The sequence below is a fragment of the Gulosibacter molinativorax genome, from assembly GCF_003010915.2.
Lineage (GTDB): Bacteria > Actinomycetota > Actinomycetes > Actinomycetales > Microbacteriaceae > Gulosibacter > Gulosibacter molinativorax.
Genome location: NZ_CP028426.1, coordinates 1,817,168 through 1,832,513, shown reverse-complemented (window position 1 = coordinate 1,832,513; position 15,346 = coordinate 1,817,168). Strand labels below are relative to the sequence as shown.

Sequence of the window (15,346 nt, the reverse complement as noted above, 5' to 3'; positions counted from 1 at the left end):
GTCGGTGGCGCGAAAATCGTGGGGAGCAGCATCCCCCGAAAAGCGTCGGCCCTCAATCTTCTGGCTCATGGCCGGGATTGCTGTGCCTCCGCTCAAGCTCCTGTTCAAGTACGACGTCAAGGGCACGCTGCCGGCGACCGGTCCGTACATCCTGACCCCGAATCACTACTCGGACATCGACCCGGTCGTGACGGGATACGGGGTGTGGCGGCTCGGCCGCAAGCCGCGCTTCATGGCCAAGGCCTCACTGTTCAAGATTCCGGTTGTCGGCTGGCTGCTCCACAAGAGCGGGCAGATCCCGGTTGAGCGGTCGCGCTCGCGTGCAAAGGCAAACTCGATGAACGCGGCGAACCAGATTATTGAGCTGGGTGGGGCCGTCATCGTGTATCCGGAAGGTACGCTGACGCGTGAGCCGGACATGTGGCCGATGCGCGGCAAGACTGGTGCGGCGAGGCTCGCACTGCAGTCCGGTATCCCCGTGATTCCGATCGCGACGTGGGGCGCGCAGGCCGTGGTCCCGCGCTTCCAGAAGAAGTTCAAGTTCCGTTTTCGGGCGCCGATCAAGATGATCGTGGGCAAGCCGATCGACCTGAGCGAGTTTGAGGGCAAGCACTCCTCGAAGCGCGCGATCGACGGCGCGACCGACAAGATCATGCGCGAGATTACGGCGTTGGTCGAGGAGATTCGCGGCGCGAAGGCGCCAAAGGAACTCTACGATCCGGCCGCACACGGCCAGACCGAGTACGGCATGCCGAACGAGATCAAGCCGTGAGCGAGTGGTATCCCGCGACCACACCAATCACCCTGCCCACCCTCGTGGGCAGCGAGTCCGCGACGGAGGGTGAACGCATCGTCGTCATCGGCGGCGGTAACTGGGGAACGACCTTCGCGAAGATCGTTGCCGACGGCGGCCGGAACGTCACCCTCGTCGTGCGCCGCCCCGAGCTCGTCGAGGAAATCAACGGCGCGCATCGCAACACCCTGTACCTGCCCGGCATAAACCTGCCCGAACGGATCGTCGCTACCGACGACCTCGCGGCGGCGATTTCGGGTGCGGACCTGATCTTTATCTCGGTCCCGGCGCAATCCGCGCGCGAGAACATCGAGGAGTTTCGCGAGTTCTTGAAGCCCGGCGCGAGCATTGTCAGCCTTATGAAGGGCGTCGAACGCTCGACGGGTAAGCGCATGAGCGAGGTGATCGCGGACGTATCCGGCATCGGCGCGGATCACATTGCGGTCGCATCCGGCCCCAACATCGCGCTCGAGATCGCACGCGAGGAGCCCACGGCGATCGTCGTGGCGAGCGAGTCGGAGGACCTCGCGGTGCGCGTCGCCCAGGTTGCCCGGAACTCTTACCTGCGGTCCTTCGTGAACCAGGATGTGATCGGCACCGAATTCGGCGGGGTGCTGAAAAACCTGATCGCGATCGCGATCGGTATCGCCGACGGCGTCGGCTATGGCGAGAACACCAAGGCCTCGATCATGACCCGCGGCCTCGCGGAAATCACCGACTTCGCGGTGGCGATGGGCGCATCCCGCGAGACCATGATGGGCCTTGCCGGGATGGGCGACCTCATCGCGACGTGTATGTCGCCGCTGTCGAGAAACTTCACGGCCGGACGCCTACTCGGCCAGGGCTACAGCTACCAGGACGTCAACAGCCGAATGGAACAGACGGCCGAGGGGCTTCGCTCGGTCGACTCCATCCGCGAGCTCGCGGAGGAGCGCGGTGTGCCGATGCCGATCGTGCAGCAGATCGCGGCCGTGCTCGAGGGCCGCATGCGCCCGGTCGACCTGGCACCACACCTAGCAACCGATAACGAGATTCCGCGGGGAGAATGATGACGGAAACCGCACAGCACAGCACTGACCACCTCACCACCGTCGTGGTGCTGTTCGGCGGACGCTCGAGCGAGCATCAAATTAGCTGCGCCACTGCGGCAGGCGTGCTCGCCGCGATTGACCGCACTCGCTTCCGCATCATCCCGGTCGGCATTACGCGGGACGGCGTCTGGGTACTCGAGGACGACGACCCCGAGAAGTTCCGCCTCAACCCCGAGAACCTCCCGGAGGTCGTGGACAACGGCACGCGCATCCACCTGCCCGACTCGGCCCTGCACCGCCGAATCTCGGTGAGCCGCGAGGACGGCAGCTTCGAACAGCTCGGCAACGTCGACGTGGTCTTCCCGATCCTGCATGGGCCCTACGGCGAGGACGGCACGATCCAGGGCCAGCTCTCGCTCGTCGACCTACCGTTCGTCGGCTCGGGGGTGCTCGCGTCCGCCGCGGGTATGGACAAGCACTACACGAAGATATTGCTCGATGCCGCGGGCCTGCGCGTTGCGCCGGGATTCACCGTGCACGCACATGAGTGGGCCGCGGATGCGGCGGCGATCGCCGCGCGGGTCGAGGCAGAGGTCGGCTTCCCGGCGTTCGTGAAGCCCGCGCGTGCCGGTTCGTCGGTCGGTGTCTCGAAGGTCAAGGAACCGGCGATGCTGGCGGCCGCGATGGAGGTCGCGTTCGCCGAAGACGATCACGTGCTGATCGAGCAGGGCATCTCCGGCCGCGAAATCGAGATCGCCGTGCTCGGATCCCGTCGCGGCGAGCGTGCCCGCGCATCCGTCGCCGGCGAGATCATCGTCGACAACGCCGAGTTCTACGACTTCGCGGCAAAGTATCTCGATGACTCGGCCGTGCAGCTCAGCTGCCCGGCGGAGGTCTCGGATGCGCAGCTCGCCGAGGCGCAGGACCTCGCGATTCGCGCGTTTGACGCGCTCGGAGCCGAGGGGCTCTCCCGCGTGGACTTCTTCCTTGACGACGAGGGTTTCCTCGTCAACGAGGTGAACACGATGCCCGGGTTCACGCCGATCTCGATGTTCCCGCGCTGCTGGCAGGAATCGGGCATGCCGTACGACCAGCTCATCACCGAGCTGATCGAGGTTGCGATCGACCGGGCCCGCTAGGGTTTCTCCCCTTTCGATACGGCCTGCGGCCTACTCAAGGATCGTGTCCGGCCGCTGAGTAGGCGCGCAGCGCCTTATCGAAGTGCGCGCTAGGGCGTCTCGGTCGGTATACCGAGGACATCCTCGGCGCCGACGCACGCTCCGCTCTGCGGCAGGTAGCTCACGGCCTCGTTGAGGTCCATGAGCGTGTTGAGCCCTGAAACACCGGTCGAGGAGTCGATGACAACCTCGACCGCGGGGGTGCGGCCGTACGTCGTGTACCGGTAAGTCGGTGCCTCTGAGTCGTCCTCGACCCAGTCGATGCCGTCGAGACTGAGGCACTGGTCTGTCGTCGGCGGGGGAGTGGCCACGCCGCAGCGCAGCAGGACGGAGGCGGGGTTACCCCACGCGCCGGTCGCCTGAGCATTCGTGTACCTCAGCTCGAGGTCGTCGACCGTGTCGGGCAGGCGCACCGTGACCTCGGCGCACTCGGGTGCCCCCGCATCCTCGGCAGGCTGCATCGGGACGGAGGGGCCGGAGCAGCCGGTCAGGGCCAAAGCGGAAATGACGACAACAGGCGCAAGCGCGGTGAAGATTCGGCGAGACATATCCCCTCCAGGGTATCGTGACGCCGTGCCTTCGATTCCCAATTCTTCGCCCCGACTCACCGTTGCCGAAGCGGGGGAGCGTGAAACGCTTCGCCGGCTCCTCACCCATCTGCCGGAGGGCGATGCGCTCCTCGGCCCCGGCGATGATGCTGCTGTGCTCGCCGCGCCCGATCAGCGGGTCGTCATCAGCACGGACACGATGATCGAGGGCGCGGACTTTCGCCTCGAGTGGTCCACACCCGAGCAGCTCGGGCGTAAGGCCGTCGCATCCAACCTCGCCGATATCGCGGCGATGGGTGCCCGCCCCACCGGGCTCGTCGTCGCCCTCGCGGTGCCGCGCGACACCCCGGTCGATTTCGTCGAGGGCCTCGCCCGCGGGCTCGCGATCGGCCTCGAGCGTTTGGCGCCTGGCGTGGGGGTCGTTGGTGGCGATCTCGCGACCTCGCCCGTGGTCACGATCGCGGTGACGGTCTTCGGGTCGATGGATGGGCTCGATCCTGTGCTTCGCTCGGGCGCGCGACCCGGCGACGTGGTTGCGGTCGCGGGGGATATGGGCCGAGCGGCCGCCGGACTCCGGCTGCTGTTCTCGGGTGTGGATGCGCAGGGTCGGGATGCGCAGAGCGGCACGGTCGATGAGGCCTCGGCGAGTCTCGTGCGCGCGCAACTCGCCCCGGAGCCGCCGCTGTATGCCGGCGTCGCGGCGGCGCGCGCCGGCTCGACCGCGATGATGGATCTCTCGGACGGTCCGCTGCTCGATGCCACCCGGCTCGCGACCGCGAGCGGAGTCACCATCGCGATTGGCTCGCAAACCGTGGCCGCCGATGTCGAGCACCTGCGCGCGCCGCTCGAGCGTGCCTTCGGCCTGGATGCGGAGGGCACCGACGCGCTCGCCCTGCGGCTCGTACTCGGCGGCGGCGAGGACCACGCGCTGCTCGCGACCTTTCCTGCCGACGCTCAGCTACCCGAGCCGTTCCGCGCGATTGGTCGCGTGCTCGAGAACTTGGATGCACCGGTACTGGTCGATGGCGAGGTCGCCCAGCCCGATGGCTGGGACCCGTACATCGGCGTCGAGTAGCGAGGGGCGGGCGAGACTATTCCGCGGGCTCGATGAAGTGCAGCGCCGTATCGCCGTAGTCGCGGCGGCGCCACAGGCGCAGGCCCTCCGGCAGCGCCAGATCCCCGCTGCGCGTCGACCGCTCGACCACCACGAGCGCGCCCTCGCTCAGCCGCGGAGCCAGCAGCGCCAAATCCGCCTCGCAGTCGGCATTGGACAGCTCGTAGGGCGGATCCAAGAACACGAGATCGAATTCGCCGCGGGCGGTGCCGAGCCAGGAACGCGTGGCCGACTCGACGATGGTGACCTGCGCATCCTCACCGAGCGCCGGCCGAAGGGCGGCGAGATTGCGCTGCGCGATCCGGCACACCGAGCCGCTGCGCTCGACGAGCGTCAGCGATTCCGCTCCTCGCGAAAGCGACTCGAAGCCAAGCGCGCCCGAGCCGGCGTAGAGATCGAGCACCCGCGCGCCCTCGAACTCGAAGGCCGACTCAAGCGCGGAAAATAGCGCCTCGCGAACCCGGTCGCTCGTGGGACGGGTGCCGGTGTGGGAGGCTCGGAGTACGGTGCCTCCAGCAGCCCCGGCAATGATTCGCGTCATGTTTCGATAGTAAGTGTTGGGGCGTCCCACCCGCAGACATGGAAAGATAGCGGTCATGACTGAGCACGCCTCCACCCCCAACGCGTTATTCGAGAACGCGAGCCGACTACAAGAAGCGGTCTCGAGCGTCGTTGTCGGCAAACCAGAGCAGGTCCGCCTCGCGGTCACGGTGCTCTTGGCTGGCGGGCACCTGCTCGTCGAGGATGTGCCGGGCGTCGGTAAGACCGTGCTGGCCAAGACGCTTGCGAAGGCGATGAGCTCGAAGGTGAACCGCATCCAGTTCACTCCCGACATGCTGCCGAGCGACGTCACTGGCGTCGCAATCTTCGATCAGCGCAAGGCCGAGTTCGAGTTTCAGCCCGGCCCCGTATTCGCGAACGTCGTGATCGGTGACGAGATCAACCGTGCCTCGCCGAAGACCCAGTCCGCGCTGCTCGAGTGTATGGAGGAGCGCCAGGTCTCGGTCGACGGGCAGACGCACCGCCTCCCCGACCCGTTCACCGTGTTCGCGACGCAGAACCCCTCCGAAATGGAGGGCACCTACCCACTACCCGAGGCGCAGCGTGACCGCTTCATGGCGCGCATCTCGATGGGCTACCCGGATCGCGACTCGGAGCTGAAGATGCTCGAGTCACGCGATCGCGTCGACCCGCTTTCGAGCCTCGAGCCGGTCGTGAGCGCCGCTCAGGTGCGCACGATGATCACGCAGGTGCAGGATGTGTTTGTCGCTCCGAGCGTCAAGCAATACGTCGTCGACTTGGCCCGGGCGACCCGCGAGCACGAGGCCATTCGCGTTGGCGTGAGCCCGCGCGCATCCCTCCACCTGCTGCGCGCGGCGAAGGCCTCGGCGGCGATTGCCGGTCGCTCCTACGTGATCCCCGACGACGTCCGCGACCTGCTCGTGCGCGTATTCGCCCACCGCCTCGTCATCGGCAGCCGGGCGGGACGCAAGTCGAGCTCGTACGCCGAAGCGAGCCGCATCCTCGAGCAAATCGCGGCGCAAATTCCGGCACCCACGGGAGCCTAGTTTTAATGACGACCAACGCGCGGCCCGTCAAGGCGCGGCGACTGCGGCCAACTGCTCGCGCCTGGGGCCTCATGGCCGCAGGCGTCGTGCTGATTGCGCTCGCCGAGATCTTCGGTGTGGCCGAACTGCGCTTCTTTGGCCTCGTTCTGATCCTGCTTCCGCTGCTCACACTGCTGCTGCGCGTGCTCGCGCGACCGAAGCTCGAGATCGAGCGCGCGGTCTACCCGACCACGGTGGCGGCGGGCGACCGCATTCGTGTCGTTGCCGAGGTGCGCAACAAGTCCATCTACGGGCTGGAGGCGTCAAGCTATATCGACCGTGTGACCGGTACCGACCGGCAGCAGGTCGCGGGAGTCTTGCCCGCGGTCGCGAGCCGACTCCACCGGCGCGAGGGCCGTCGCCGGCGGCGCATTGCGTACGGGCTCACCAGGATGCGCCGCGGCATTAGCCAGATCGGCCCGCTCTTCCTTGAGAACATCGACGGACTCGGGCTGACCCGACGCGTGATCCAGGTGGGCGACCCGGTCGAGATCGAGGTGTGGCCGCACGTGCACAACGTGGACCGGCTCGACATTCCGGCACTGCGCACCGGCTCCGAGGCCGAAATCGCGCTCGGTCGCGCGGGGGACGCGGACGACGTCGTGACCCGCGAATACCGCCGCAGCGATGCGCTTCGTCGCGTCCACTGGCGCGCGACGGCGCGCGCGGGCGAGCTTCGCGTGCGCCAGGAGGAGCACCACGCCGAGGTCGTCGCACTCGTGGTGTTCGACACCGCGCCCACGAATCGAAAGGGCATCGACCCGGCGTTCGAGCTGGGCGTCTCGGTAATCGCCTCCGTGCTTACGCGGCTGCACGAAATTGGCTACGACACGGAACTACTCGAGACCCATACGGAAATCGATGACTCCGAGAACGCCAACGCGGGGCGCGAGAGCGCGCTCAACCTGCGCACCAGCGCGGGCGAGAGCCTCGGCCGGGTCATGCGTCACCTGATGCTTGTTCAACCCGCGTCGAGCGAGGATGCCGATGATCTCGAAGAACTCCACATGCGAGCCGCGAGCATGGGCCGCGGCCCGATGGTGCTCGTGACGCGCACCGATCGGCCGATCAGCGAGTCGCTCATCGACTTCGCGGGCTACGGTGATCCGGCGATCGCGATCCTGTGCGGGCCGGCGATCGAGACCGACTCGAGCGCCACTCGATTTGTCGGGGCTGGCTGGGAGGTCGTGCGGATGAACAGCTCGGCGCGCGACCCGTGGGCCACCCCGCGACGATTCGGGGTGGCGGAATGAACAATCGCGGATCCTGGAACGTAACCATCGGCCTCATGCTGCTCATGTGTAGCGGGGCCCTCCTCGCGACACCCGTCATGAGTTCGGGCGGCTGGCTCTTGCCCGCGATGATCACCATGGTGGTGCTGCTCGCGATCACGCAGGCGACCCGACAGTTTTCTGATTCGCGGTTGCTGAGCGTCCTCGTCGGGCTCGTGGTGCTCGGCATTGCGTCGATCGTGCTCGCGCAGCCCACCGGTGTGTTGGATGTGTTCGGTGCTGTCGGCCGGCAGGTTACGGGCCTCGTGGAGCAGCTCCCGAGCGACCAGCCGCCACTTCGCGAGACGCCCGCGACGGTGTTCGTGGTTTCGCTGCTGTGCGGGCTGCTCGCGCTCATCGCGGATGTTCTGGCAAACGTCCTGCGCGTCCCCGCGGCCGCGCTGATCGCGGTTGTTCCCATGGTGGCCGTGCCGATCGCGGTCGGCCTGCCCGCCGCATCCTGGTGGTACTGGCTACTCTTCGCTGCGCTGACCGTGCTCTACCTCTACCTCAGCTACCGCTGGCTGAAGCAGATCGAGGACGACGAGCGCTCGAGCCGCGGTCACTCGGTCGAGGGCCGCGGCATGGGCGGCTTCTTCGGCGCGATTTCGACCGGCGGCGTCACGGTGATTACCGCGCTGCTCATCGCCATGTTGGCGCCCGGGCCGACGGGGCTGTGGTGGGGCGCGAACGGGGCAAACACGTCGATCTCGACGAACCGCGTGAACCCGATCATCGACCTCGGCGACGACCTGCGCCGCGACTCACCAGTCGAGGTGCTTCGCTACGCAACCTCGCAGACCCAGGGGCAGCTGCCGTATCTCTCGCTCGTGACGCTGTCTGCCATCGGCGCCGACACCGAGTGGCAGCCTGGCGAGTTTGTGTCTGACGGCCCAGCGGTCGGCAGCGACCTGCCGTTGCCGAGCGAGCTCGGGTCGGCGCCCGACACGGTGACCGTCAACACCAACGTTGTGATGGAGCAGGGCGTCAGCGCCTATCTGCCGCATCCCGCAAGCCCGCTGCGCCTCGGCGCGGTCGAGGGCGAATACGGCTGGAACGAGGAGACCGGCGACATTCGCAATCTCCAGGATGAAGCGCTCGCGCAGAGCTTCCACGTGGACAGCGTCTTGCCGAGGCCAAGCGAGGATGCGATTCTTGCCGCGACCCCGCCCGAGGGCACCGACTTCGCGCCGTACCTCGAGCTGCCGAACGACCCCGCGCTCGAGCAAATTCGGGCCACGATGGACCAGGTCGTCGACCCTGGCGCCACACCGTACCAAAAGGCGCTGCAGTTGCAGGCTTGGTTCACCGAGGGCGCCTTCGACTACTCCGAACTGGCGCCGGTGGAGGGCGGCTACGACGGCACCGGCCTCGAGGTGATCACCAAGTTCCTCGAAATGCGCAGCGGGTATTGCGTCCACTTCTCGAGCGCCATGGCGGTTATGGGCCGCCTCCTCGACATCCCCACGCGCATCCAGGTCGGCTTCACCCCGGGCACCTACACCAGCGTGAACGACATCGGCCAGCCCGTGTACTCGGTGACGACCGACAACATGCACGCCTGGACCGAGTTCTGGGTCGACGGCTACGGCTGGGTGCCGTTCGAGACGACCCCGTCCTCCGGCATCGGCGAGACCCAGGTCGCCCAGGTCGAGGAGGGCGGCGAGGATGCGCAGCAGCCAGAGGAGTCGGTCGCCCCGATGCCGACCGAGTCGCCGCAAGACGGCAGCTCGACGCCCGAGCCGACCGAGGCAACTCCGACCCCAGAGCCCACCGACGCCGCCGAGGACGTGAGCGGCAGCGCGAACGGATTCGCCTGGACCGGCACGACGATTGTGGCTGTGGTCGCCCTCGGCGTGCTGCTCATCCTGGCGGTGCTCGCGATCGCACCGCGGCTCTTGCGCACCCGCGTGCGCAAGCAGCGCGAGGCGACAGTCCGCGGCGGCGCCCCGGACTCCGCGGCCATCGCGTGGCAGGAACTGCTCGATACGGCGGCGGACCTGCGACTGCGGCTGCCGCGCGGTCGGACCACAGCCACGCTGACGCGTCGACTCATTGCCCTGATGGGCCTCGAACCCGACAGCGGAGCGGCCGCCTCGCTGCGGCGACTCGGCAGCGCGCTCGACGCCGAAACGTTCTCGGACCCCGAGCAGCCAGACCGCCAGCCGGTGTCTTGGGACGACGTCGAGATCGTGCAAGAGGGGATGGTCGAGCACGCGAGCGACGCGGACGTGCGGCGCGCGACCTGGTTCCCGGCCTCGATCGTGTCGAGGTGGCGCAAGTGACGAACCCCGGCCAGGAACCGGCGAAGCTCGGGCGCGACGGGAATCCCGTCACGTTCGAGTCGCCGGTCGAGGCGGTCATGGCGGATCGCGACGCGACCGAGGTGCGCGTCGAGCTCGGCCTCACGACCGTCGGGGATCTGGTGAGCTACCTGCCGCGTCGACACCAAAAACCGGGCGACCTCGCGCGCATCCACGAACTCGAAGTCGAGGAACACGTCACGCTCATCGCCGACGTCATTCGCGCCGAGAGCATGCGGATGCACAACAAGCGCGGCACGCGACAGGAGATCGAGATCACCGACGGCTTTGGCGTCGTGAAGGTTGCGTTCTTCAATCAGCCGTGGCGCGTGCAGCAGTTCCACGAGGGGCAGCGCGGCATGTTCTCGGGCAAGGTATCGCTCTACCGGGGCAAGCTGCAGCTCACGCACCCGGACTGCATCCCGCTCAAGGAACTCGAGGATGAGGCGGGCGTTGTGGAGTTCACCAAGCGGCCCATGGCAATCTATCCGGCCACGGCGAAGCTGCAGTCCTGGCGCATCCAGAAGCTCATTCGTGGCGCCCTCACGCTCCTGCCGGTCGTTCCCGACCCTGTGCCCGTCGATATTCGGGCACTGCGCAACGAGCTCGACTACGACTCCGCGATCCGGCTCATGCACGCGCCGATGGGGGAGCGCGACCTAGGCTCGGCGATGGAGACGCTGAAATTCACCGAGGCGTTCCTGCTGCAGACCGCGCTGCTTCAGCCGCGCTATCTGTCGGCCACGCAGCCGGCGACCGCGCGGCCGGTGAAGACTGGCGGCTACCGCGATCGCCTCGACGCGACGCTCCCGTTCGAGCTCACCTCGGATCAGCGCGAGGTCGGGGCGACGATCGAAGCCGAAATCGCGAGCGAGAAGCCGATGAATCGGCTGTTGCAGGGCGAGGTCGGCTCGGGCAAGACGCTCGTCGCGGTGCGCGCGATGCTGCAGGTGGCTGAGTCTGGGGGCCAATCTGCGCTGCTCGCGCCGACCGAGGTGCTCGCGAACCAGCACCTGCGCTCGATCACCGAGTCACTCGGCCCAGATCTCGCCGCCGAGCTCATGCCGACGCTGCTCACCGGCTCCCTCACCAGGGCGGAGCGGCAGAAAGCGATGCTGCGCATCGTCACGGGGGATGCGCGCATCATCGTTGGCACACACGCGCTCCTTACCGACACGGTCGAGTTCGCGGACCTTGGCTTCGTCGTCATCGATGAGCAGCACCGTTTCGGCGTCGAGCAGCGCGAATCGCTGCGGCGCAAGGGCAAGACCTCGCCCCACACCCTTGTACTCACCGCGACGCCGATCCCGCGCACGGTCGCGATGACCACCTTCGGCGACCTCGACGTCTCGACCCTGCGAGTGATGCCGTCTGGCCGCGCCGGTATCTCGACGTTCATGGTGAGCCTCGCCGATCATCCGCAGTGGATCGACCGGGTCTGGGCGCGCACCGCCGAGGAGCTCGCGGCCGGGCGGCAGGCGTTCGTCGTCTGCCCGTCGATCGAGCCGGGAGAGAACGAGGATGCGACGGCCGCATCCGTGCAGCTGGTGCTCGAGGAGCTGCGGGCCTCGCCGGTGCTGCGCGGCCGACGCATCGAACCGCTGCACGGCAAGATGACCGCCGAGGACAAGGATGCGACGATGCGCCGGTTCGCGGCCGGCGACATCGAGGTGCTGGTCGCGACCACGGTGATTGAGGTCGGCGTGAACGTCCCCAACGCGTCGACAATGGTCGTGCTCGATGCCGATCGCTTCGGCATCTCGCAGCTGCACCAGATGCGTGGGCGCGTTGGCCGTGGCGAGCATCCGGGCGTGTGCCTGCTCGTCACGAGCGCGCCGCCCCAGAGCCTCGCATATGAACGCATCGAGGCGGTGGCAGCCACGATCGACGGCTTCGAGCTCGCGGAACGCGATCTTGAGCTGCGGCGCGAGGGCGACGTGCTCGGCGCGCGGCAGTCGGGTGGGAAGTCTTCGCTCAAGGTGCTGCGAGTCACCCGCGATGGCGAGGTCATCGAGGATGCGCGGGGCGCCGTGATGGCGCTGCTGAACGAGGACCCGAAGCTAAAGTATGAGCCCGAGTTGCGCAGCGCGCTTGAGCGGCTCTCGGGCTACGAGATCGAGCATCTCGAAATGGGGTAGCGCGCGACTTTCACGACGGTTCGAGTTCCGCCGCCCGGCCAACTAGGATCGAAACCATGACTTCGCGCGATGAGACCACGGCCCGCGGGCCGCTGACGCTCATCCGCGGCTGGGCACTCGCGATCATCGCGACCGTCCCCGCCGCCGCGCTGCACGGGGGAGTCGACGGGCATCCGCCGTCGGCCGTTTCGCTCCTCGTGGCGACGACGATCGCCGCGGCAATCTGCGTGCCGCTTGTCGGCAAGAAGTTCACGCGACTTCGCTCCGGTGCTGCGATTCTTGCGAGCCAGGCGCTCTTCCACACGTTCTTCTCGTTCGCTGGCACCGGCCAGGTCACGGTCTCCGGCGAAGGGACCGGTCAGAGCCACCACGGGATGCACGGCCCGATCGACATTACGGTCACTGGGAGCGGGCACGAAACAACAGCGTGGATGATCGCGGCGCACGCGGTCGCGGCATTCATCACCGTGGGCCTCGTCTGGTACGGCGAAACGCTGCTGCGCGGCATCCTCGGCGCGGTGCAAACCGTCTTCGCGGGCATTACGTCACTCGCCGGTATTGCGCGGGCGACCTTCGCGACGCCTCGCCCGAGGCGATTGGTCATTCTTGGCTCGGAGCCGAGGCTCATCGCCTCGCGTGTTGCCGACCTCATGCAACGGCGCGGTCCGCCGGTGTGCGCCTGATCTCGCACACCAATACTTTTTAGGACCGGAGAACGCCCAACATGCTTCAACGCATCCGAACCACCCGCTCCGCGCTGCTCGCACTCCTCGTGAGCGTGGCGCTGCTCGTCGCGATTCCCGTCTCGGGGATCGCCTCGGCGCACGACCAACTCGTCGAGTCGGATCCTGTCGAGGGACAGGAATTCGACGCGGCACCGACCGAGGCGACGCTGCGATTCTCGGCAGAGATGCTCGAGATCGGTACCGAACTCGCGCTGCAGAACGCGGATACCGAGGAGTTCGTCGAGCTCCCCGGGGCGTATGTCGTCGATTACGACACCGTGACGCAGCCCCTGCCGGAGCTACCAGCTGGCGCCTACACGCTCAACTGGCGTGTGGTGTCGCAGGACGGTCACCCCATCTCGGGGGCGATCCACTTCACGGTGACTGGCGGTACCGCCGCGGGCTCCGCCGAGGCGACCGACGGCGCGACCGCGGACGCTGCGGAGGCGACCGGCGGCTTTGGCAACGTCCCAGTTGAGAGTGAAGCGCCGCAGCCTTCGGGGAAGTCGACCCCGGCGAATCCCGGCGGCGCGCTGTCAGAGCCGTGGATGGTTGTCACGCTCAGCGTCGTGGCGGTGCTCGTCGCCGCGGGTGCGATCGTCACGTTTGTGATGCGGATGCGTCGAGGCAACAAGCCAGGCGAATAGGTTCTCCGCTGTTTTGCGCGCCGGAGACCGGCGCGCGGATGAGGAACCAAACCACAATGAACACCGTTATGACACGGGTGCTCGTCGCGCCCGCAATTCTCCTCGCAGCCTTCGGCCTCGCCGGATGCGCGAACCCGCAGCCAGAGTCCACCGCGACCGATGCCGCTTTTGTGCAGGAGTCCGATCTCCTCGCGATCTCGGACGCGTGGGTGAAGGCGACCGATACCGAGATGACCGGCTCCTTCGGCACGCTCACGAACAAGTCGGACGCGGACATCACGATCGTGTCGGCGACCACCGAGGTCGCGGGCATGACCGAGCTGCACGAGACCATCGTGCAGTCGGATGGATCGAGCGTCATGCAAGAAATCGACGGCGGCTTCGTCGTGCCCGCTGGTGAGGATCTCGTCCTCGAACCGGGCGGAAACCACGTCATGCTCATGGGCCTGAACACCGAGATCCTTCCGGGGGACGAGGTGACCATCACGCTCGCAACCGGCGACGGCGAGGAGTTCGAATACGTCGCGACGGCTCGCGAATACACGGGTGCGCAGGAAACATACGCGCCTGACGGGAGCATGCAGGGCGGCGGCGCTGGCGGCTCGGGCGGCGAGATGGACCACGACATGGACCAGAACCAGACGCAGGACCAGGACATGGTTCACCAGGACAACGAGTAAAACGATGCGCAATTCACGTACCAGCGAAGTACCACCGAGTGAATCGGCGGCTGCGGGCGAGAGTACGCGGGGGCCGCGCCGGCGAGATGTTCTCGTCGGCGCGGCCGGCATCGGCATCGGCGCGGCAGCGATGTTCGCGGGCGGTGCCGCAGTGCAATCGGTGTCGGGACCGGCGACTTTCGGGAACGAAACCGCGACGTCCGCCGCGAACCATCAGTGGCGCATCCACCCCGAGCCACCCGCGCACGCCGTCTTCATTGCCGTCGACCTCGACCAGAGTGTCGACCGTGCCAGGCTCGAGAGCCTGTTGCGCATCCTGACCGACGACGCCAACCGGCTGATGGCCGGCTATGCGCCAGTCGGTGACCAGGAGCCGCAGCTCGCCGAGACCCCGGCGGGCCTGACCATCACCCTCGGGTTTGGGCCAAGGCTCGTCGACCTCGTGAACCCCAGGGCGAAGCCCGAGTGGCTCGCGCCCCTTCCCGCGTTCAAGATCGACCAGCTTCAGGATGCGTGGTCCGGCGGTGACCTGCTCGTGCACGTCGCGAGTGATGACCGCCTCACGCTCGCGCACGCCCAACGCACGATGTTGAAGGATCTGCGCGCCTACACCACGGTGCGCTGGCAGCAGGATGGCTTTCGAAATTCCCGCGGGACGCTGAAGCCCGGGACGACACAGCGAAACCTGTTCGGGCAGGTGGACGGCACGGTTAATCCCGCACCGGGCAGCGCCGACTTCGACGAACTCGTGTGGATCGGGGCGAACGGCACCACCGGCGTCGGCGGGGCGTCACCAGACTGGCTCGCCGGCGGGACCAGCTTCGTCTTGCGGCGCATCCAGATGAATCTCGAGACGTGGGACCTCGTCGACACTCCCGGTCGTGACGCCGCCATCGGCCGCAGGATCGATACCGGGGCGCCGCTCACCGGCAGCCACGAGCATGACGAGCCAGACTTCGAGGCGCTGACCCCGCAGGGCTTCACCGTCATCAACCCCGTGAGTCACATGCGGCGCGCGCGGTCCGAGGACCCGACTGAACGCATCCACCGCCTCACCTATAATTACGATCTTCCGGTCGCGGGCGTCGGAGGGATGGGCGCCAGCGTGTCGGATTCCGGACTGATTTTCGGCTCGCTGCAGGCGAACCCGCTGACGCAGTTTGTGCCGATCCAGCAGCGACTTTCGGATGCGGATCTACTGAACGAGTGGACGGTGCCGATCGGGTCGGCGGTATTCGCGATCCCTCCGGCGGCCAGCGGGGGCGGGTTTATCGGCGATTCGCTCTACGCGGCGTAGATTCAACGCCAGGA

14 protein-coding genes are annotated in these 15,346 nt (G+C 67.3%); 12 read left to right on the top strand and 2 right to left on the bottom strand.

The genetic code is table 11. The features are described from left to right. Positions 1 to 4 precede the first annotated feature (4 nt). Genes GMOLON4_RS08660 through GMOLON4_RS08650 form a run of 3 tightly spaced genes read left to right on the top strand, consistent with a single transcriptional unit; the run spans position 5 to position 2,963 of the window. Positions 5 to 772, top strand: coding sequence for a lysophospholipid acyltransferase family protein (locus GMOLON4_RS08660; protein ID WP_026936753.1), 768 nt, complete (start codon positions 5 to 7; stop codon positions 770 to 772). Beyond that, positions 769 to 1,842: an NAD(P)H-dependent glycerol-3-phosphate dehydrogenase gene (locus tag GMOLON4_RS08655; RefSeq protein WP_084147465.1), complete on the top strand. Its 1,074-nt coding sequence runs from the start codon at positions 769 to 771 to the stop codon at positions 1,840 to 1,842. The genes GMOLON4_RS08660 and GMOLON4_RS08655 overlap by 4 nt, the downstream gene beginning before the upstream one ends. Next, positions 1,842 to 2,963 carry a D-alanine--D-alanine ligase family protein gene (locus GMOLON4_RS08650; RefSeq protein WP_026936751.1) on the top strand — a complete coding sequence of 374 codons (1,122 nt, stop codon included), beginning with the start codon at positions 1,842 to 1,844 and terminating at the stop codon, positions 2,961 to 2,963. The genes GMOLON4_RS08655 and GMOLON4_RS08650 overlap by 1 nt, the downstream gene beginning before the upstream one ends. A gap of 89 nt (positions 2,964 to 3,052) precedes the next feature. Here GMOLON4_RS08650 and GMOLON4_RS08645 read toward each other — a convergent pair whose 3' ends face one another. Further along, positions 3,053 to 3,550: a DUF3515 domain-containing protein gene (locus GMOLON4_RS08645; protein WP_026936750.1), complete on the bottom strand. Its 498-nt coding sequence runs from the start codon at positions 3,548 to 3,550 to the stop codon at positions 3,053 to 3,055. A gap of 25 nt (positions 3,551 to 3,575) precedes the next feature. Between GMOLON4_RS08645 and GMOLON4_RS08640 the strand changes: the two genes are divergently transcribed. Continuing rightward, positions 3,576 to 4,625: a thiamine-phosphate kinase gene (locus GMOLON4_RS08640; RefSeq protein WP_026936749.1), complete on the top strand. Its 1,050-nt coding sequence runs from the start codon at positions 3,576 to 3,578 to the stop codon at positions 4,623 to 4,625. A gap of 16 nt (positions 4,626 to 4,641) precedes the next feature. Here the strand turns inward: GMOLON4_RS08640 and rsmD are convergent, their stop codons facing one another. Beyond that, positions 4,642 to 5,205, bottom strand: coding sequence for a 16S rRNA (guanine(966)-N(2))-methyltransferase RsmD (rsmD, locus tag GMOLON4_RS08635; protein WP_026936748.1), 564 nt, complete (start codon positions 5,203 to 5,205; stop codon positions 4,642 to 4,644). A gap of 55 nt (positions 5,206 to 5,260) precedes the next feature. On the opposite strand from rsmD, the gene GMOLON4_RS08630 reads away from it, so the two are divergent. The 8 genes from GMOLON4_RS08630 (at position 5,261) to GMOLON4_RS08595 (ending at position 15,332) form a co-directional block, all read left to right on the top strand. Next, a complete protein-coding gene (locus GMOLON4_RS08630; protein ID WP_026936747.1) occupies positions 5,261 to 6,232 on the top strand; it encodes an AAA family ATPase in 972 nt (323 codons plus the stop codon). Between the two features lie 5 nt (positions 6,233 to 6,237). Continuing rightward, positions 6,238 to 7,524 (top strand): DUF58 domain-containing protein, encoded by a 1,287-nt coding sequence (locus tag GMOLON4_RS08625; RefSeq protein WP_026936746.1) that lies wholly within the window; start codon positions 6,238 to 6,240, stop codon positions 7,522 to 7,524. Next, positions 7,521 to 9,827, top strand: coding sequence for a transglutaminase family protein (locus GMOLON4_RS08620; protein ID WP_146137447.1), 2,307 nt, complete (start codon positions 7,521 to 7,523; stop codon positions 9,825 to 9,827). Before GMOLON4_RS08625 ends, GMOLON4_RS08620 begins: the two co-directional genes overlap by 4 nt. A gap of 77 nt (positions 9,828 to 9,904) precedes the next feature. Further along, a complete protein-coding gene (locus tag GMOLON4_RS08615) occupies positions 9,905 to 11,983 on the top strand; it encodes an ATP-dependent DNA helicase RecG (protein ID WP_084147471.1) in 2,079 nt (692 codons plus the stop codon). A 56-nt stretch (positions 11,984 to 12,039) separates the two neighbouring features. Then, entirely contained in the window at positions 12,040 to 12,666 is a 627-nt protein-coding gene (locus GMOLON4_RS08610; RefSeq protein ID WP_026936744.1) for a hypothetical protein, read from the top strand. 41 nt (positions 12,667 to 12,707) lie between these two features. After that, positions 12,708 to 13,355 (top strand): copper resistance CopC family protein, encoded by a 648-nt coding sequence (locus GMOLON4_RS08605; protein WP_026936743.1) that lies wholly within the window; start codon positions 12,708 to 12,710, stop codon positions 13,353 to 13,355. 56 nt (positions 13,356 to 13,411) lie between these two features. After that, positions 13,412 to 14,035 (top strand): copper chaperone PCu(A)C, encoded by a 624-nt coding sequence (locus GMOLON4_RS08600; RefSeq protein WP_051266707.1) that lies wholly within the window; start codon positions 13,412 to 13,414, stop codon positions 14,033 to 14,035. Positions 14,036 to 14,039: 4 nt separating this feature from the next. Beyond that, positions 14,040 to 15,332, top strand: coding sequence for a Dyp-type peroxidase (locus GMOLON4_RS08595; protein ID WP_084147461.1), 1,293 nt, complete (start codon positions 14,040 to 14,042; stop codon positions 15,330 to 15,332). Positions 15,333 to 15,346 lie beyond the last annotated feature (14 nt).

Excerpts from the sequence above, each read along its gene's own strand:
- GMOLON4_RS08650 (WP_026936751.1), top strand. The coding sequence starts at position 1,842 with ATGACGGAAACCGCACAGCACAGCACTGACCACCTCACCACCGTCGTG.
- GMOLON4_RS08645 (WP_026936750.1), bottom strand. The coding sequence starts at position 3,550 with ATGTCTCGCCGAATCTTCACCGCGCTTGCGCCTGTTGTCGTCATTTCC.
- rsmD (WP_026936748.1), bottom strand. The coding sequence starts at position 5,205 with ATGACGCGAATCATTGCCGGGGCTGCTGGAGGCACCGTACTCCGAGCC.
- GMOLON4_RS08630 (WP_026936747.1), top strand. The coding sequence starts at position 5,261 with ATGACTGAGCACGCCTCCACCCCCAACGCGTTATTCGAGAACGCGAGC.
- GMOLON4_RS08625 (WP_026936746.1), top strand. The coding sequence starts at position 6,238 with ATGACGACCAACGCGCGGCCCGTCAAGGCGCGGCGACTGCGGCCAACT.
- GMOLON4_RS08620 (WP_146137447.1), top strand. The coding sequence starts at position 7,521 with ATGAACAATCGCGGATCCTGGAACGTAACCATCGGCCTCATGCTGCTC.
- GMOLON4_RS08615 (WP_084147471.1), top strand. The coding sequence starts at position 9,905 with ATGGCGGATCGCGACGCGACCGAGGTGCGCGTCGAGCTCGGCCTCACG.
- GMOLON4_RS08610 (WP_026936744.1), top strand. The coding sequence starts at position 12,040 with ATGACTTCGCGCGATGAGACCACGGCCCGCGGGCCGCTGACGCTCATC.
- GMOLON4_RS08605 (WP_026936743.1), top strand. The coding sequence starts at position 12,708 with ATGCTTCAACGCATCCGAACCACCCGCTCCGCGCTGCTCGCACTCCTC.
- GMOLON4_RS08600 (WP_051266707.1), top strand. The coding sequence starts at position 13,412 with ATGAACACCGTTATGACACGGGTGCTCGTCGCGCCCGCAATTCTCCTC.
- GMOLON4_RS08595 (WP_084147461.1), top strand. The coding sequence starts at position 14,040 with ATGCGCAATTCACGTACCAGCGAAGTACCACCGAGTGAATCGGCGGCT.